The 16,443-nt window shown below is 69.7% G+C and carries 18 protein-coding genes; 7 read left to right on the top strand and 11 right to left on the bottom strand.

All coding sequences use genetic code 11. The features are described 5' to 3' along the window. Positions 1–12: 12 nt before the first annotated feature. The 9 genes from CGQ25_RS13990 to CGQ25_RS13950 all read right to left on the bottom strand — a co-directional run bounded on the left by CGQ25_RS13990 (position 13) and on the right by CGQ25_RS13950 (position 6,685). Positions 13–270: a hypothetical protein gene (locus CGQ25_RS13990; RefSeq protein WP_208710476.1), complete on the bottom strand. Its 258-nt coding sequence runs from the start codon at positions 268–270 to the stop codon at positions 13–15. Between the two features lie 150 nt (positions 271–420). Further along, on the bottom strand, positions 421–801 hold the full coding sequence (locus tag CGQ25_RS13985; RefSeq protein ID WP_208710475.1) for a hypothetical protein: 381 nt from the start codon (positions 799–801) through the stop codon (positions 421–423). Then, positions 798–2,435 (bottom strand): radical SAM protein, encoded by a 1,638-nt coding sequence (locus tag CGQ25_RS13980; RefSeq protein WP_208710474.1) that lies wholly within the window; start codon positions 2,433–2,435, stop codon positions 798–800. Before CGQ25_RS13980 ends, CGQ25_RS13985 begins: the two co-directional genes overlap by 4 nt. Next, complete coding sequence (locus tag CGQ25_RS13975) at positions 2,432–2,776, bottom strand: hypothetical protein (RefSeq protein ID WP_208710473.1); 345 nt, start codon at positions 2,774–2,776, stop codon at positions 2,432–2,434. The genes CGQ25_RS13980 and CGQ25_RS13975 overlap by 4 nt, the downstream gene beginning before the upstream one ends. Positions 2,777–2,936: 160 nt before the next feature. Beyond that, a complete protein-coding gene (locus CGQ25_RS13970; protein WP_208710472.1) occupies positions 2,937–3,080 on the bottom strand; it encodes a hypothetical protein in 144 nt (47 codons plus the stop codon). An 18-nt stretch (positions 3,081–3,098) separates the two neighbouring features. Next, positions 3,099–3,452: a hypothetical protein gene (locus tag CGQ25_RS13965; protein WP_208710471.1), complete on the bottom strand. Its 354-nt coding sequence runs from the start codon at positions 3,450–3,452 to the stop codon at positions 3,099–3,101. Further along, positions 3,449–4,207, bottom strand: a complete 759-nt coding sequence (locus tag CGQ25_RS13960) for a prolipoprotein diacylglyceryl transferase (protein WP_208710470.1) — start codon at positions 4,205–4,207, stop codon at positions 3,449–3,451. Before CGQ25_RS13960 ends, CGQ25_RS13965 begins: the two co-directional genes overlap by 4 nt. 55 nt (positions 4,208–4,262) lie before the next feature. Beyond that, the gene (locus CGQ25_RS13955) at positions 4,263–5,084 is read right to left on the bottom strand and encodes an SDR family oxidoreductase (protein WP_208710469.1); all 822 of its coding nucleotides are present in this window, start codon (positions 5,082–5,084) and stop codon (positions 4,263–4,265) included. Between the two features lie 53 nt (positions 5,085–5,137). Beyond that, positions 5,138–6,685, bottom strand: a complete 1,548-nt coding sequence (locus CGQ25_RS13950; RefSeq protein ID WP_208710468.1) for a succinic semialdehyde dehydrogenase — start codon at positions 6,683–6,685, stop codon at positions 5,138–5,140. Positions 6,686–6,811: 126 nt separating this feature from the next. Here CGQ25_RS13950 and CGQ25_RS13945 point away from each other — a divergent pair, with 126 nt between their 5' ends. Together CGQ25_RS13945 and CGQ25_RS13940 are read left to right on the top strand one after the other, a co-directional pair. Continuing rightward, positions 6,812–7,495, top strand: coding sequence for a bifunctional 4-hydroxy-2-oxoglutarate aldolase/2-dehydro-3-deoxy-phosphogluconate aldolase (locus CGQ25_RS13945; protein ID WP_208710467.1), 684 nt, complete (start codon positions 6,812–6,814; stop codon positions 7,493–7,495). Then, a complete protein-coding gene (locus CGQ25_RS13940) occupies positions 7,492–8,493 on the top strand; it encodes a sugar kinase (RefSeq protein WP_255405333.1) in 1,002 nt (333 codons plus the stop codon). Before CGQ25_RS13945 ends, CGQ25_RS13940 begins: the two co-directional genes overlap by 4 nt. Positions 8,494–8,503: 10 nt before the next feature. Here the strand turns inward: CGQ25_RS13940 and CGQ25_RS13935 are convergent, their stop codons facing one another. Further along, on the bottom strand, positions 8,504–9,571 hold the full coding sequence (locus tag CGQ25_RS13935) for an Lrp/AsnC family transcriptional regulator (protein ID WP_208710466.1): 1,068 nt from the start codon (positions 9,569–9,571) through the stop codon (positions 8,504–8,506). Positions 9,572–9,796: 225 nt separating this feature from the next. Here CGQ25_RS13935 and CGQ25_RS13930 point away from each other — a divergent pair, with 225 nt between their 5' ends. From CGQ25_RS13930 to CGQ25_RS18320, 5 genes are read left to right on the top strand one after another with little or no spacing between them, the layout of a single operon-like run. After that, the gene (locus CGQ25_RS13930; protein ID WP_208710465.1) at positions 9,797–10,717 is read left to right on the top strand and encodes a polysaccharide deacetylase; all 921 of its coding nucleotides are present in this window, start codon (positions 9,797–9,799) and stop codon (positions 10,715–10,717) included. Beyond that, complete coding sequence (locus CGQ25_RS13925; protein WP_208710464.1) at positions 10,714–12,030, top strand: MFS transporter; 1,317 nt, start codon at positions 10,714–10,716, stop codon at positions 12,028–12,030. Before CGQ25_RS13930 ends, CGQ25_RS13925 begins: the two co-directional genes overlap by 4 nt. Then, a complete protein-coding gene (locus CGQ25_RS13920) occupies positions 11,913–12,827 on the top strand; it encodes an SDR family NAD(P)-dependent oxidoreductase (protein WP_369802229.1) in 915 nt (304 codons plus the stop codon). Before CGQ25_RS13925 ends, CGQ25_RS13920 begins: the two co-directional genes overlap by 118 nt. A 7-nt stretch (positions 12,828–12,834) precedes the next feature. Further along, positions 12,835–13,893, top strand: coding sequence for a ketopantoate reductase family protein (locus tag CGQ25_RS18325; protein WP_222703655.1), 1,059 nt, complete (start codon positions 12,835–12,837; stop codon positions 13,891–13,893). Positions 13,894–13,952: 59 nt separating this feature from the next. Then, a complete protein-coding gene (locus tag CGQ25_RS18320; protein ID WP_222703654.1) occupies positions 13,953–15,098 on the top strand; it encodes a M20 family metallopeptidase in 1,146 nt (381 codons plus the stop codon). A gap of 53 nt (positions 15,099–15,151) precedes the next feature. Here the strand turns inward: CGQ25_RS18320 and CGQ25_RS13910 are convergent, their stop codons facing one another. Further along, positions 15,152–16,429, bottom strand: a complete 1,278-nt coding sequence (locus tag CGQ25_RS13910; protein WP_208710462.1) for a S8 family serine peptidase — start codon at positions 16,427–16,429, stop codon at positions 15,152–15,154. Between the last annotated feature and the right edge of the window lie 14 nt (positions 16,430–16,443).

Raw genomic sequence — 16,443 nt, 5'->3', positions numbered from 1 at the left:
GCGGGCCTACCGTCAGCGCCCCACTCCGGCGATGAGCGCCACGCACAGGCCCGCCCCGATGACCAACCATGCGCCGATCGCGATGAGCAGGCCCGAGCCGAACCGGGTGGTCGTCCGGATCAGGGCCAGCGTCACGGCGGCCACGAGGTAGGCCGGGATGAGCCAGGGAGCCACCACGCTCACGACCGGGATCGAGGTCGCGGCCGTGTAGAAGGTCAGCCAGCCGAGGCCGCCGAGCACCAGGATCCCCACCACGAGCCCGAGGACCATGGAGCCACCTCCCGGCGGCCTCGGCGGAGGCCCCGGGGGCCGCTGGGGCCACTGCTCCGGCGGCGGCCAGGAGCCCGGCGGCGGGTACTGCGGCGGTCCTTGGCTCACGGCGTTCCCCCTTGTCAGCTCTGCCGAACGATTCGGCCAGAGTCAGCGTCCCACACCAGCCACGAGCGAGTAGATGCCCCACAGCCCCGCCGCCGTCAGCGCCGCGAGGTAGGCGAGGACGAGCCGCGTGTCCCGCAGGTAGCACTTGGAGCGGGTGAGTCCCGCGCGGCGCGCCTTCCAGTACCCGGCGAACCCGACGCCCGCGAACACCACGAGCGCCACGGGCCCCGCGAGCCAGCCCAGCAGCGCGATGGTCGCGAAGATGCACAGCCGCAGCGGGTCGTACGGCGCCGTCGCCTGCGATCCGGAGACGGACGACGGCGGCTGCTCGCCCAGGTGCGGCCCGTCGTCGTGCGCCGTGCCCACCAGCTCGGAGGGAGGCGGGCCGGCAGCGATGCGCCGGGCGTCCTCTTCGCTGCTCACAGCGACCCCCGCGACCCCAGCGTCACCGCGACCGGCTCGCGGCGGTGGCCTTCCGGCAGGGCGGCGCCGGTCGCGGTGCTCATTCGCTGGCGGGCGAGCTGCGGCCAGGCCTGAACGGCGCAGAAGGGGGCGCACTGGTGGGCGTCGTCCTCGGACTTGGTGCCCACATGGACGCAGCACTGCATGAGCCGCTCCTCGATCATGGTCGAGATGTCCATGAACGGCTTGACGGTGATGCGTGTGACGCGCTCGGCGAGCAGCTTCCGCAGCCGCTGGTACTGGCCCGGCAGGGATCCCATGGCGAGGGTCGAGAGGGTGCCGATGCCGAGGTCGCACTGGGTGCAGATGTTCTTCCAGAGCTCGGCGGTGCTGGGGTGGGAGAGGGAGGACTGTTCGCTCAGGAGGTCCAGCAGGGAGGACTTCATGATGGAGCGCATGCCCAGCGGCAGGGCGCTGTCAGCGATCCGGTTCGCGAGGGAGTCCGGGTCGAGCTGGAGCCAGGTGAGCAGCCGGTCGTGGCCGATGAGCTGGGCGAGGGAGCGCCAGACGCCGGAGTCGTCCTTGAGCATGTAGCCCACCGACGCGCAGTGCGGGTGGGAGCAGGGGAGTGCGGTGAGGTCGTGCCACGAGACGACGCCGCCGGTCTGTTCCTCGAGCCGGGCCAGGACGCCGCCGTGGGTGAGCCGGTCCATGGCGTCGATGCCATGGCCGCGGCCGGAGCCGAAGACCGGCTGGAGCGCGACGCCGCCCATGTACGGGGTGTCGAGGGCCCGCATCACGACGTCGCCGATCTCGCCGTCGTTCACTCCGAGGGTCGCGGTCATGGTGAGGGTCGTGAAGACGCCGGCCTCGGAGAGGCGCGAGATGGCGAGGTCCTTGAACCGTGTGAGGTCCCCGCCGCGGTGGTACACGGAGGACTCCTTGGACGGCCCGTCGTACTGGAGGTAGACCTCGACCCGCTCGCGGTGCTTCGTGAGAGTCTCGAGGAGGCCGTCGTCGGTGGCGATGAGCAGGCCGTTGCTGTTGACCATGATCCGCACAATCGGCCGGGCCGCCAGCTCCTCGAGCAGCTCTCCCAGATACGGGTAGAGCGTGGGCTCGCCCCCAGAGAGCATGAGGACGTCGATCCGGCCGTTCTCGCGCGACAGCCGCGTGTCGACGTTGGCGAGCACCTCCGCCAGCGGCGCAACGCCCTGCAGCTTCGGCCCTGACGCGGTGAAGCACGTGGGGCAGCGCAGGTTGCAGTGCTCGATCACGTCCTGGAGCAGGATGCACGTGTGCTGCGTCTGCATGGCCGGGAGCCCGTAGGCGTAGGCCTCGGGGATGGGCCGGTAGTTGCCGACGGCGTCGGGCACGTGCTGCTTGGTGGGCGCCTGCCACTTCTCGAGGTAGGCAAGGATCTCGGGGGACTCGTCGTACATGGTCCGGACGAGCCCATGGTCGGGGCACCCTCGCTCGAGCCACACCCGTCCGTCCCGCACGAGCAGCGCCCCCGAGAGCCGCCTCACCTGCGCGAGCGGCGGGTTCTCCTTGTGGCACTCGGGACAGAATGCGGTGACGTACCGGTGGATCCGGTCGCCGCGCAGCGGCTGGCCCGGCCCGAGGGGCGCCCGGCGGGTGGTTGAGGTCTTCATGCGATTCCTCCTGTGGGTGAGGCGAAGGCTGCGGCATTCGAGGGGGCCCGGGACAGTCCGGCGATGCAGATCCCGCCGCCGAACAGCAGCCAGAGACCGACGCTGATCAGCAGCCCGACTCCGAAGCTGCGGCTTCCCTCGTTCCATGTGAGGGCCGACGCGGCGAGAAGGTAGAGGACGAGGGGCAGGAGCGAGGGGCCCAGCCCAGCGCCTCCCTGGCTTACGGGGTCATGGCCGACGAGGAGGACGATGTAGACGGCCGTTAGGACGAGGGCACCGCCGAAGAGGCCGGCCGTGAGGGCGGCGCCGCTGAAGCCCCGGGGCTCCTGATCGCGGTTCATGCGAGGACTCCTCCGCCGGCCAGACCGCCAATGCAGGGGCCGCCGCCGAGGAACGCTCCCAGAGCGAAGAGTGCGCCGACGAACTCCCTGGGGGGCCTGTCCTCCTCGTGGGACGTTCCCCGGTCCTCCCCGGGGTCTCGAGTCTCGTCCGGTTCCATGGCTATCCCAGGCCTCCGAAGCAGGTATTGGCCACGAAGACGAGCAGCCAGACACCGACGCCGATGAGGAGCACGGTGGCGAAGACGGCGAGGAAGACGTCCCGCCACCTTTCGCGTCGGTCACGCGCGGGCTCTTCATCGCTCATACCGGCTGCCCTCCACTTTCACGCAACCATCGCCGAGATGCACAGCTCGCCTCCGAGCAGGAGCCAGACGCCGAGGGCGATGAGCAGTCCCGCCCCTGTCATCGACGTCCGCCGCACCAGCGTCAGCACGACCGCGACGACCGCGTACAGCACGAGGGGCGCCCAGAGGAGCACGTTCTCCGTTAGCGGCGCAATGGAGTTCTGCCGGGGAATCGCCCGGGGTGCGATATAGACGATGCCCACGAGGTAGAGGAATGCGAGGCCGACCGCCAGGCCGATGGGGAGGAAGCCGCCCCGGTCCCGCTTCTCGGGCCCGGGCCCTGCGGGCTCCGCGGGCTCCGCAGGCCCCGCAGGCCCGGACGTCCCGCTCACGCCGCCTGCCCTGCGGGCGCGCGGCGCAGGGCCGCGAAGACCTTCCACACCCGCCACATGAGCAGTGGGAGCATCACCAGGAGGAACCACTGGGGGCCGCTCAGGCCCAGCCAGAGGATCGAGTTGCCGCGGACGAACTCCACGGCGAACCGGAAGAGGGCGTAAGCGCTCACGTAGAGGATGAAGAGGTCCCCGGCACGGGCTAGGCGGTCGCGGAATCGCCACATCAAGAGGAACGCCGCCGCGTGGAACGCGATCTCGTACACGAACGAGGGGTGCAGGCCGACCCCGGCCTGCGCCCCGAACATCGCGGCCTGCTCCGGCGTGAGCACGATCCCCCAGTCGCCGCCGGTCGGGGTCCCGGGGAGTTCCGTGAGCAGGCAGCCGACGCGGCCGATCGCCATCGAGAGCGCGACGGCGGGCGCGAACAGGTCGCCCGTGGAACCCCGGTACCCGAGCAGCCGCTTCCCCAGATGCACGCCGAGCCATGCCCCGACGAGGCCGGCGAGGATGCTCCGGTCGCCGTCGATCCACCACTCCTCGAGGGAGGGCTGGCGGACGAAGTTCCACGTGAGGAGGCGCGCCCCGATGGCTCCGAACGAGATGGCGAACCCGGCCAGGGCCCACACCCGGGGGTCGGTCATGCCGCGGCGCCGCTTCTCGAGGGCGTAGAACAGGAGCGCCGCCGCCACGCCGAGGCCCACGAGCAGCCCATGGACCTGCCCGTTTCCGGCAAACGGCACCCCCGTCGTCATGCGGACAGGCTAGGGGCCCGGAGCGCCGTCCGGTAGGGCCGAAGGCCTGATCGGCTCAGCGCACGCTCTGCTGCGCCCGGCCCACGAAGTGGTCCATCGTGTGGTTGATGCCGAAGAAGTCCGCCACGCGGTCGAAGGCGCGCGTCGGAAGGAACCGCATGAGCGGCACGAGCCGGGCGAACGGCGGCAGGATGATCTGCTCGCGCCCGGACTCGATGCCGTCGATGACCGCGAGCGCCACATCGTGCTCCTCGAGGATCGGCAGGAGCCGCGGGAACTTCGTCTCGACCCCCTCGAACATCCCCGTGTTGATGTAGTACGGGCAGACGAGGAGCGTTCCGACGTCGTGCCCGTCGGCGCGCAGCTCGGCGCGCAGGGACTCCGTGAAGCCGACGGCGGCGAACTTGCTCGCCGAATAGTCGGTCTGGCGTGCGACGCCGATCAGCCCGGCCGCGCTCGCCACCGTCACCACGGTGCCTCCTCCCCGGGCGATCATCCCGGGCAGGAAAGCCCGCGTCACCCAGTACGGGGCGAGCGTGTTGACCTCGAACGTGCGCCGGATGGACTCCTCGGTCGCCTCGAGCAGCGGCTTCCCGGCCACCACGCCTGCGCAGTTCACGAGCACGTCGACGTCCCCGGTATCCCTGGCAGCCTCGGCCACGCGGGAACTGTCGGTGATGTCCACCCGGTGGGCGGAGGCGAGTCCCCCGGCGGCGACGATCTCAGCGGCCACCGAGGCGCCGCCGTCGTCCGCGAGGTCCCAGACGGCCACCTCCGCACCACGCCGCGCGGCCTCGAGGGCCATGAGGCGTCCGATGCCGGACGCGCCGCCGGTGATCAGGACGCGGGCGCCGCGCAGGCGGGTTCCTCGGTACATGTGCTCCTCCTCGAGCGTGGGTCCTGTGGGATTGCCGCCGTTGGGATTGCCGCTCAGAGGAAGCGGTTCATGACCCGCACCCCGGCGGTCACAAGATCGGCGAACCGCTCGGCGGACATGCGCCCGGAGGGGGCGATCGGCAGCCGCTGCACGGCGACGGTCTGGGACTCGGTGTACTTCAGGAGCCCCTCGGGCCCGTGCCGCCGGCCCATCCCGGATTCCTTCCAGCCGCCCATCCCCGCCGAGTGGGAGCCCCAGGCCGCGGCGTACCCCTCGTTGACGTTCACTGACCCGGCCTCGATCCGGGCGCCGAGCTCCCGCCCCCGCGCGGGCGCGGTCCACAGGCTCGCGTTGAGGCCGTACCCGCTGTCGTTCGCGCGGGCGAACGCCTCCTCCTCGCTCGCCGCCGGGTAGAGCGCCACGACCGGGCCGAAGGTCTCCTCGCGGCAGAGCACCGCGGTCTCGGGGACGTCGGCGAGCACGGTGGGCGCGAAGAAGTTCGGCCCGAGCTCGGGCCGGGCGGCGCCGCCGGCGAGGATCCGCGCGCCCTTCGCGACGGCGTCGTCCACGTGGGAGCGCACCTTGGCGAGCTGGGCGGGCGAGGCGAGGGAGCCGACCTGCATCTCCCACGACGATCCGGGGCCCACCTGCAGCCGGGACACCTCGTCCAGGAACAGGCCGGTGAAGCGCTCCCGCACGGCCTCGTGGATGTAGATGCGCTCGGGCCCGATGCACAGCTGCCCGGCGTTCGCGAAGCACGTGCGCGCGGCGCCTGCCGCGGCGGCAGGGACGTCCGCGTCCTCGAGCACGATGAGCGGGTTCTTGCCGCCCAGCTCGGCGGAAAAGCCGACGAGCCGCTCCCCGCAGCGCGCCGCGACCTTCCGGCCGGTGGCGGTGGAGCCGGTGAACATGACGAAGTCGACCGCGTCGACGACGGCGGGCCCGGTCACCTCGCGCGGCCCGACCACCACCTGAGCGACCCCCTCCGGCAGCCCGGCCTCCCGCAGGAGCGCGAGGGTGAGGAGCGCGCTGAACGGGGTCTTCTCATCGGGCTTGATGAAGACGGCGTTGCCCGCCAGCAGCGCGGGGACCGTGTCCGAGGCCGGCAGGGTGAAGGGGTAGTTCCAGGGAGTGATGACACCGACGACGCCCTTGGGGTGCCGCAGCTCGGTCGTCTTGGTGACGAACGGCAGTGCGCCCAGACGCGCGCGTGGCCGCAGCAGTCCGGGCGCGGAATGGCCGTAGTAGGCCGCAGTGCGGGAGGCGTCGAGGACCTCCTCGAGGGCGGCGATGCGGGCCTTGCCGGTCTCGGCCTGCAGGAGGTCCAGGATCTGGTCCCGCCGATCCAGCACGAGCCGCGCGAACCGGTGCGCGACGGCCGCGCGCTCGCGAGGAGGCCGGGCGGCCCAGGCCTTCTGGGCCTCTCGCGCCGCGCGGACGGCCGCCGCCACTTCGCGCTCGTCGGCCTGGCGCACGACGCCGAGGGGTCGCCCATCGCTCGGGGACGTCACCTCGAGCGCGGGTCCGGTGCCGGTGGCGAGCGCCGCCAGGGCCGCGAGGTCGGGCAGGGGGCGGGAGGGCGCCGTCGTGCGCGTGGTCATGCAACAGAAGCGTAGAGCGTGGGGCGGTCGGAAGCTACTACTGAGTAACAACAGGCTGCTGAGGTGTCCTGAGGGGGAATCCCGGTAGCCTGACACCGAACCCGCCGGACCACTGGAAGGACCCGCATGCCAGCCACCGATCCCACAGCCGCCGAGCCCGCAGCCTTCCGCCCCCAGCCGTCCGAGATCCTGACGCGGACCCGCGTCGTCGCCGTACTGCGCGCGAAGCACGCCACGGAGTACGCGCCCGTGGTCGAGGCCCTCGCCGAGGGCGGGGTGCTCAGCATGGAGCTCACCCTCAGCACGCCCGGAGTGTGGGATGAGCTGCCGCGGCTCAAGGAGCGCTTCGGGACGGACCTCGAGATCGGGGTCGGCACGGTCACCCGCCCCGAGGAGGCCGTCACGGCGCTGGACCTCGGCGCCGACTACCTCGTCACCCCGGTCATGGACCTGGGCATCGTCGAGGCCGCGGTGGGGCGCGCGGTGCCGGTCTTCCCCGGCGGCCTGACCCCCACGGAGCTGCTCGCAGGCTGGCGCGCGGGTGCCACCGCGGTCAAGGTCTTCCCGGCGGCGACGGTGGGCCCGGGCTACGTCGGCCAGCTCCGCGGGCCGTTCCCGGACATCCAGGTGATCCCTTCGGGCGGGGTCGGGATCGAGGACGCACCCCTGTGGATCCGCGCCGGAGCGCTCGCGGTCAGCCTCGGCGGACCGCTCCTCGGGGACGCGTTCAAGGGCGGGGACCTGTCGGAGCTCACCGCCCGGGCGCGCCGGCTCCGCGGCCTCGTGGCAGAGGCAGGCGGTGCGGCGTGAGCCAGCCGCACGCCGTCGTGCGTCCCGTGCCGGACGTCCGGTACGTGGTGACGCTGGGGGAGACCATGGCGCTCATGTCACCGGACGAGGTGGGGCCGCTCGCGCACGCGTCGGCGCTGCGGCTGGGGGTGGGCGGGTCGGAGTCGAACGTGGCGATCGGGCTGCAGCGCCTCGGCGTGCAGGCGGTGTGGTGCAGCAGGCTCGGCGATGACGCGTTCGGCGAGCTGGTCGCGCGGGAGGTGCGCGCCGAGCAGGTGGATGTGCGCGCCGTCGTTGACCCCGCCGCCCCGACCGGCCTCATGGTCAAGGAGCGCCGCACCGCGGTCTCGCAGCGGGTCACCTACTACCGGGCGGGCAGCGCAGCGTCGCGCATGACCCCCGACGACGTCGACCCCCGCCTCATCGCCGGCGCCGCGGTCCTGCACGTCTCCGGGATCACGGCCGCGATCTCTCCCACCGCGGCGGCCGCCCTCCGGCACGCCGTGGCGGTGGCGCACGACGCCGGCGTGACCGTCTCGTTCGACCTGAACCACCGCTCGTCCCTCTGGAGCGACGCCGACGCCCGCGCCCTCTACCGCGAGGTCATCCCGCTCGCCGACGTGGTGTTCGCCGGGCTCGAGGAGGCCGCGCTCGCTGTCGGCGAGCCGGGGGAGACGGGCGAGGCGTTCGACGCCGAGACCGCCGCCCGCCGCCTCGTCGCCCTGGGCGCGGGCCAGGCCGTGGTGAAGCTGGGTGCCGAGGGCGCGCTCGCACTGGTCGACGGCGTGGTGCACCGGCGCGCGGCCATCCCGGTCCCGGTGGTGGACACCGTCGGGGCTGGCGACGCGTTCGTCGCCGGGTACTTGGCCGAGCTCGTCGAGGGACGCGGCGTGGACGAGCGGCTCGCGACCGCCGTTGCTACCGGGGCCTTCGTCTGCATGGTGCCCAGCGACTGGGAGGGCCTGCCCCGGCGGCGGGACCTCGCCCTGCTCGGCTCGACGGAGCCGGTGCAGCGGTAGGCGGGGGCCGCTACCGCCTCAGGAGGCCCTCCACCTGGTCCCCGATCCGCAGTCCGTCGCGGTCCATCCAGTAGCGCCGCAGAATGCTGAGGCCCACGCAGGTGTCCATGGATTGGATGCCGGGCAAAGCGCCCACGTCCTTCATGAGGAACTGGCTGAACTCCTGCGGGCCTCTGAAGACGCCGTGGAACACTATGGGTGCCTTGCCGGTGACCATCGACACCATGCGGGCTGAGGGATGTTCTCCGAGGGTCTCGAGGACGGTCTCGATGTGCTTCGGCTTGAGCTGGAGAGAGACGACGGCGGCGAGCGGGAATCCGACCGCGCCGGGCTCGACCTCCACGCGAGGAGAGACCGCGCCGGAGGTCAGCAGCATCTGGATGGCCCGGTAGGCCGTGGAGTTCCCCACGTTGAGGGTACGGGCGATTTCTGCGGCGGAGGCCCGCGCGTTCCGGCCCAGTTCACACATGGTACGGAACTCGACGTCGGACAGGTCCCGTGTCGACCGGAGGCCCGGCTGGTTCACGGGCACGACATGCGCGGAGAGTGCGTCCTTCTGCTCAGGGCTCAGGCGCTGAAGCCGCCAAGAGACACCGACGCGCCGTGAATCAAGGACCAGCCGCGTCTCGACGGCCGCAATCCCCTCCAGTGAGGGAATTCTGTGCCCGATGAGCTCGTCGAGGTCTGATCCGATGAGCGGGAACAGGTCGGCGTAGATGTCGCTGCTGCCGGAGGTCACCATGATGTACTGGATCTCCGGAAAGGCCTTGAGCTGCTCGGCCACCCGAAACGTCTGGCCCGGGTGGCAGTGGATCCACAGCTGCTGAGGGTTGCCAGAGAGGATCAGGGGCCAGGCGAACCTTCCGACCACCTTCAGCAGCCGCTCGTCCTGAAGTCGCTTGAGCCTTCGGGTGACCGTGCTGGTGGGCACGCCGAGGATCTCACCCAGGGTGTTGGCCGGGACCCTCGGCGCTATCTGGAGCGCGGCCACCAGGTCGTGGTCGGTCTCATCGAGGCGCGAGCTCCCGTTCCTGATGGGCGTCGGCGTTGCCTCGCCCTCTGTCTGAACTGCAGTCATGTCCTCCACCCGTCTCAGTGTCGTGCTTCAGCGTACCTTGATTCGCAGGCTTGGTCAGGTCGAAAACACCGATCGGGTAGCCGAGCGTGCATGAATTTCCCAACTGCTCTTGTCTGTGGGAACGATAGGACCTACCGTGGATGAGGTGAGAGCTGCGTCACTGGCTCCTGGAGCGACATCCCGCTCTCAGGCGACGCACCCAAGGTCTGGAAGGAGAACCACCCAATGACACGGTCAGAGCCGTGGGGATGGCCCGAATCGCAGTGGCGCGGCGATGTCAACAAGATCCGCGCCGGTCAGCCTCTCCTGCACCCCGATCCGGACCTGCGCTGGAAAGACGGCGCGAAGGTCGCAGTCCTGCTGTCCTTCGACTCCGATCACGAGACCCCCTCACTTCGCGACGGCGAGACCTCGCCGGGGCGGATGGCGCAGGGCGAGTACGGCGCGCGGGTGGCCGTTCCGAGGATCCTTGACCTGCTACGCCGCTACGAGGCCCCGGCATCGTTCTACGTCCCTGCGGTGTGCGCACTGCTGCGGCCGGAGGAGGTTCCGATGTACGTGGACAACGGCCACGAGGTCGGGGTCCATGGGTGGATCCACGAGAGGAACACCCTGCTCAGCAAGGACCAGGAGCTGGATCTCCTCGGCCGCGCGACAGACGTACTGCACGAGCAGTCGGGCAAGAGGCCCACAGGAATCAGGACGCCCTCCTGGGACTTCTCGGACTCCACTCTGGACGTCATCCGCGAGCTCGGATTCCTCTACGACTCCTCGCTCATGGCGGACGACGAACCGTACGAGCTCCTGGCGGACGGCGCGCAGACCGGGGTCATCGAGATACCCGTCGAGTGGATCCGAGACGACGCGCCGTACTTGATGATGGACCGCTACACCGGTCTCCGCCCGTATATGCCGCCGCGGCAGCTGGTTCAGATCTGGAAAGACGAGTTCGACGCCGCCTATGCCGAGAACGGCGTCTTCCAGCTCACCCTCCACCCCCACATCATCGGCCACCGCTCCCGCCTGCTCGTGCTGGAAGAGCTGATGGCATACATCCGCACGCACGACGGCGTGTGGCTGGCAACCCATGAAGACCTGGCAACGCACGTTGCCGCCCAACTGACCTCGAGGATCGGTATCTCATGAGCACACAGCGGCTGACGATGGTGTCAGCAGACGAAACCAAGCTCACTGCCCACGGACGCAAGGCGATCATCGCCGGAGGCATCGGAAATGCGGTCGAGTGGGTGGACTGGGCGGTCTACACCACCTTCTCTTCGGTGTTCGCCCACCACTTCTTCCCCAGCGGCGACCCGGTCGCAGCCCTGCTGGCCACGCTGGCGATCTTCGCCGTCGGCTTCGTCATGAGGCCGGTCGGGGCCGCGATCATGGGCGCCTACGCCGACCGAAAGGGACGCAAGAAGGGCCTGGTGCTCACCATCGGCATGATGGCCGGCGCCACCGCAGTCATCGGCATCGCCCCGACGTACGAGGCTGTCGGCATCCTGTCCCCGCTCATCCTGGTCGCGGCCCGGATCGTCCAGGGCTTCGCCGCTGGCGGCGAGTTCGGCTCCTCCTCGGCGTTTCTCGTTGAGTATGCCGCGCCCCGTCGTCGGGCGTTCGCAGGCTCGTGGCAGCAGGTCTCGGTGGGCGCCGGAGTTCTGCTGGCCTCTGGCATGGGCGCCATCGTCACGAGCAGCCTTCCGAAGGAAGCGCTGGATGGCTGGGGCTGGCGCGCGGCGTTCATCGCCGCAGCGCTGCTGGGCCTCGTGGGCCTGTGGCTCCGCTCCTCCGTGGCGGAAACCAACTCCTTCATCAAGGCCGAGGCCCGCGTCGAGGAGTCCGGCCAGCGTCGTCGCAACCCTGTCTTCGCGATGTTCGTCCAGCACCCCAAGGCGACGCTGCGCGTGTTCGGGATCACCATTGCCGGCACGCTGCTCTACTACATGTGGGTCTCCTACATGCCCACTTACGCCGCGGTGGCAACCGGCATCCCCCTGAGCCAGGCGCTGCTCGCGAATTTCATCGCGGTCGCACTGTTCCTCGTCCTGCTCCCGTTTGCCGGTCTCCTGTCGGACAAGATCGGCCGAAAGCCCACGCTCACAGCCTTCGCAGGTGGCTTCCTGATCTTCTCCTGGCCCGCCTTCACGTTGCTCAACGGCAACTTCTGGATGCTGCTGTTCATCGAGGTGGTCGGCATCATCCTTCTGCTGGGCTACTCGGGCAACTGCGCGGTGATCATGGCGGAGCAGTTCCCGGCAGAAGTGCGGGCGACTGGCATCGGCCTCCCGTACGCCCTGGCGGTGGCCATCTTCGGTGGCACTGCCCCCTACATCACCACGTGGATGACCACGAGCGGCCTGGGTGGATTCGTCTGGCTGTACTGCACTATCGCGGCCGCGATCGGCGTCGCGGTCTACCTGACCATGCCGGAGACCAAGGGCAAGGAACTCGATTGAGCCGGCATGTTGTGGTCACAGGAGCCGGCAGCGGCATCGGCCGTCAGACGGCGGTCCGCTTCGCAGGTCTCGGCTGCCGTCTGACGTTGGTCGACATCGATGCCGCCCAGCTTCAGGCTGCGTCCGATGAGTGCGTCCGATCTGGAGCGAAGGAGGTCCGAGCGGTGGTCTCGGACCTCCGGACTCCAGACGGCCCGGAAGACATGGTGGCTGAAGCGTGGTCGGTTGCGCCCGTGGATGTTCTGGTGAACTCCGCGGGGGTCTATCCGGCAACGCCGTTCCTCTCGCTGGATGCCGGCAGCTGGGACAGCGTGCTCCACCTGAACACGAGGGCGCCGCTGCTGGCGACCGTGGCTCTGGCCCGCAGGGCCGTGGAATCCGGGCGGAGGGCGAGCGTCGTGAACATCTCCTCGGGGGCGGCGCTGCGTGCCCGGCCCGGAGCTGCGCCGTACTCGACGTCCAAGGCAGCTCTGGAGATGGTGACCAAGGCGTCGGCCCTCGAACTGGGTCCCTACGGGATCCGGGTGAATGCGGTGGCCCCCGGCTTCGTCACCGTGAACAGCACAGCGAACCCCGTCACTGAGGAATACGCGGCAGCAGTCTCGGGAAACCCTCTGGGCCGGAGAGGCGAGCCCGACGACATTGCCCGAGCTGTCGTGTGGATCGCAGGGGAGGAGGCTGCGTGGATCACTGGCGAGACACTGCGGGTCGACGGCGGCTCCTCTGCTGGCGCCATGAATCTGCCCCTCCACTGGACGCCGCGTTCCATGAGCGAATCCGGCAATCGAGACAACTGAGGAAATGATGACCAAGAATCCCTACACGGTAGTTGGCGCCGGCGCCATCGGCGGCACTCTGGCAGCCCATCTGGATGCCCAGGGAGTCCCGGTCCAGGTGGTGGACGCGGATCCCCAGCACGTCGAGGCGATCCGCCGAAACGGCCTGCAGATCAAGAGCCCGTCGGGCACTCTCGTGGCCCGTGTGCCCGCCTACACCCTTGAGGATGCTCCGGCTCGCCTCGACCGAGTGCTCCTCGCAGTCAAGGCGCAGGCCACTGACAGAGCGGCAGCGTGGATCGCACCGAGGCTGAGCCGCGACGGATATGTCGCCTCCCTGCAGAACGGGCTCAACGAGGCGACCATCGCCGAGCACGTCGGCGCGGACAGGACCGTGGCAGCTTTCGTCGATCTCTTCGCCGACGTGCTCGAACCCGGCGTCATCAATGACGGCGGCATCGGAGCCATGGCACTGGGCGAATACGCGGGCGGCACCAGCCAGCGCGTTCGCGAGCTGGCAGAGGATCTCCGGCATTGGGGTGAGCCGAGGGTCACGGACAACGTGGCGGGATTCCTCTGGTCGAAGCTGGGTTTCGGGGCGATGCTGGCGGCGACAGCCCTTGCGGACGCTGACATGCATGAGCTCATCGACCGGCACCGGCCCGCGATGAACGAGCTGGCGGCAGAGGTGTTCGACCTCGCGGCGGCGGAGGGCATTGTCCTCGAGGCATTCGATGCCTTCGACCCGGTCGCCTATGTTCGGGGAGCAGACCCGAAGAAGAACTCCGCCGCCACTGATGATCTGGTCACGTGGCTGTCCACCCAGAGCAAGACGCGGTCGGGCATCTGGCGGGACATTGCCGTCCGGCATCGCGGGACGGAAATCCCCTCACACTACGGTCCCGTGATCGAGATGGGCGCCAAGCGTGGCGTGCCGCTTCCGCTGGTCGAGCAACTGGTGACGGCGATCCGGGAACTCGAGAACGGGCGAAGCCGCATGGATGAGGCGCACCTGACTGACCTCGATCGCATGGCCCTTGCCGTCAGCGAGAGCGTCTCCCTCGCCGGGAAGAACGCTGCGCGATGAGTGCCATTCGAGATCTGAAAGCTTGGCTCGAGCCCAGGCGTACGGAGATGGTGGCCGATTTGGCCGCCTACGTCTCCCAGGAGACCCCATCGGATGACAAGGCACTGCTCGCCTCAGGGCTGGCCTGGATCGAGGCGTGGCTGGAGCACCGTCTCGGCATCCCTGCCGCGCGCGCGGTGTTCGAAGGCGGCGAATGGGGCGACACCGTGGTGCTCGACTACCCGTCTGAAGCAGAATCGGATCTCTGGATCACGGCTCTCTGCCACTACGACACCGTGTGGCCCGCGGGAACGCTGAGGGAGTGGCCCGCCACAGTCGAGGGCGACCGCTTCACCGGACCTGGGGCGTTCGATATGAAGGCTGGCCTCGTACAGCTCGTCTGGGCCATGACGGCGTCGAGCGCGCTGGGGCTTCCGCGCCCGAATGTGCGCCTTGTCCTCAATGGTGACGAGGAGCTGGGGAGCCCGGCGTCCAGACCGGTCATAGAACAGGAGGCCGCCCGCGGAAACGTCGTGCTGGTCTTCGAAGCAAGCGCCCAAGGTGCCCTGAAGACTGCTCGCAAGGGAGTCGGCATCTTCGAAGTAGCTGTTGAGGGGCTGGAGGCCCACGCGGGGCTCGACCCCCATGCTGGCGTCAGCGCCATCGATGAAATCGCACGGCTTATCCTCCACCTTCATGCCCAGACGGACCTCGCCAAGGGGACCACGGTCAACGTCGGGATCGTCGAGGGAGGTACCAGGACCAACGTGACCGCTGGCAGGGCGAGGGCGAGATTGGATGTCCGGGTTTCCTCCGACGACGAGATGCACCGCATCACCGAGATACTGGACACGCTCTCGACTCGCCATCCAGCCGCGACCTTGTCAGTGGCAGGGGAGTGGAATCGGCCAGTGATGATGCGCTCCCCGCAGACTGGGAGGCTCTTTGCCGCAGCCGAAGCTGCGGCGAAGGAACTGGGCACTGAATTGTCCGAGGCCTTCGTGGGCGGAGCCAGCGACGGGAACTTTGCCGCAGCCCTCGGGCTGCCGGTTCTCGACGGCCTCGGTGCGGTGGGCGACGGCGCGCACGCCAGGAACGAGTGGGTGAGCGTGGACGGCATGCTCGAGCGGACGGGTCTGGCCAGCGGGCTGCTGGCCGTTCTGGAAAGCTCGCCTGAGCTGTTCCTGCGCGAGCCGGAGGTCGCGGCAGACGCCGGTGCCCGGTGAATGCGGTGCGCGGAGGGCAGCCCACTGCCCAAGGTCAGCGGCTGAATCCGACCTTAGTGGACCGCGTTGTTCGCGTTGACTCTCCCGTAGATCCAGTCGCTTCCGGTGCCAGCGATCTTCGTGGCCGTGGACTCCACGTACTGCCGGACCTGCGCGTTGGAGGCACCCCTGTGGGAACTCAGCGCGAGGGCGGCCGTGGCGGCGACGATGGGCGACGCCATGGACGTGCCGCTGCCGATGTCATAGCCCCATGAGCGGTTGTAGGTGTCCTGCAGGGCGAAGTGGTGGTTCGGGAAGGTCGAGTAGACGCTGACGCCCGGTGCCGCGACGTCCACCCACCTGCCGCTGTAGGTCGAGAAGGACGCCATGGTGTCGGTGTTGTCCGTGGCGGCGACTGAGATGACGTTGGTGTAGGCGGCCGGGTACATCTTCGACTGCGCGCCCGTGTTCCCGGCCGCGGCGACGATGACCACGCCCTTGTTCCACGCGTTGTTCACGGCGGTCTGGAGCGTGCTGGAGGAGAACCGCATGGCCAGGCTCATGTTGATGACCTGTGCGCCGTTGCTGACGGCCCAGTCGATGCCCCGCGCGATGACGGAGGACGTGCCGTAGCCGCTGTCGTCGAGGACCTTGCCGTCCAGGATCAGGCAGCCGGGGCAGACGCCGGTGACGCCGTAGCCGTTATCGGACGCGGCGACGATCCCGGCCACGTGGGTGCCGTGGCCGTACATGTCGTCCGGGTTCGAGGAGGTGCTGAGATTGGCGGTGGCCACCACCTTGGGCCAGATGTCGTCGTTGTCGGCGGCGACACCGGAATCGAGGACGGCGACCCTGACGCCGTCGCCCCTCGTGACGGTCCAGGCGTCCACCGCGTCGACGTCGGCGCCGGGCTTCCCGCTGGCCACGGTGATGGTCCCGGCGGTGTTGGTGAAGGACTGGCCCGTGTTGTGCAGCGCGTACTGCCGGGGGACGTAGTCGGGGTCTCCCGTGGCGGTCGCACTCGCGATCGCGTCCGGCTCGGCGTACTCGACCGCGGGGTTGCTGGCGAGGGCTTGGACGAGCCGGAGCTCCGCGCCGGCCGGGACCGTGATCAGGTGGGCGCCGGTGCTGCCGACGGCGGGCCCGTCGCTGAGCCCGTGCCGGCGCAGCACGCCGTCGGCCGCGCCCGCGTCTCGGAACTTGACCAGGATCTGCCCCGACGCGATCGGCCCGTCGACGCTCGGCGCACTGGCTCCCGGCGGGGGAGAGGCCGCCCCGGCTGCCGGCGCGAGCGCGAGCGGTCCGAACGCGAAGACCGCTGCCGCAACACTGGCGATGAACGCCTTCTTCATAGCCGTACTCCCCT

It is taken from the genome of Sinomonas sp. R1AF57 (assembly GCF_002224485.1).
In the GTDB taxonomy this organism is placed as follows: Bacteria; Actinomycetota; Actinomycetes; order Actinomycetales; family Micrococcaceae; genus Sinomonas; species Sinomonas flava.
Note: the sequence above shows the minus strand (reverse complement) of the source record. Positions and strands in the feature narration are given on the sequence as shown.

What these genes read in the sequence shown, in the direction of transcription:
- CGQ25_RS13990 (WP_208710476.1), bottom strand. Translation starts at nt 270, where the DNA reads ATGGTCCTCGGGCTCGTGGTGGGGATCCTGGTGCTCGGCGGCCTCGGC.
- CGQ25_RS13980 (WP_208710474.1), bottom strand. Translation starts at nt 2,435, where the DNA reads ATGAAGACCTCAACCACCCGCCGGGCGCCCCTCGGGCCGGGCCAGCCG.
- CGQ25_RS13975 (WP_208710473.1), bottom strand. Translation starts at nt 2,776, where the DNA reads ATGAACCGCGATCAGGAGCCCCGGGGCTTCAGCGGCGCCGCCCTCACG.
- CGQ25_RS13970 (WP_208710472.1), bottom strand. Translation starts at nt 3,080, where the DNA reads ATGAGCGATGAAGAGCCCGCGCGTGACCGACGCGAAAGGTGGCGGGAC.
- CGQ25_RS13960 (WP_208710470.1), bottom strand. Translation starts at nt 4,207, where the DNA reads ATGACGACGGGGGTGCCGTTTGCCGGAAACGGGCAGGTCCATGGGCTG.
- CGQ25_RS13955 (WP_208710469.1), bottom strand. Translation starts at nt 5,084, where the DNA reads ATGTACCGAGGAACCCGCCTGCGCGGCGCCCGCGTCCTGATCACCGGC.
- CGQ25_RS13950 (WP_208710468.1), bottom strand. Translation starts at nt 6,685, where the DNA reads ATGACCACGCGCACGACGGCGCCCTCCCGCCCCCTGCCCGACCTCGCG.
- CGQ25_RS13945 (WP_208710467.1), top strand. Translation starts at nt 6,812, where the DNA reads ATGCCAGCCACCGATCCCACAGCCGCCGAGCCCGCAGCCTTCCGCCCC.
- CGQ25_RS13935 (WP_208710466.1), bottom strand. Translation starts at nt 9,571, where the DNA reads ATGACTGCAGTTCAGACAGAGGGCGAGGCAACGCCGACGCCCATCAGG.
- CGQ25_RS13930 (WP_208710465.1), top strand. Translation starts at nt 9,797, where the DNA reads ATGACACGGTCAGAGCCGTGGGGATGGCCCGAATCGCAGTGGCGCGGC.
- CGQ25_RS13925 (WP_208710464.1), top strand. Translation starts at nt 10,714, where the DNA reads ATGAGCACACAGCGGCTGACGATGGTGTCAGCAGACGAAACCAAGCTC.
- CGQ25_RS18325 (WP_222703655.1), top strand. Translation starts at nt 12,835, where the DNA reads ATGACCAAGAATCCCTACACGGTAGTTGGCGCCGGCGCCATCGGCGGC.
- CGQ25_RS13910 (WP_208710462.1), bottom strand. Translation starts at nt 16,429, where the DNA reads ATGAAGAAGGCGTTCATCGCCAGTGTTGCGGCAGCGGTCTTCGCGTTC.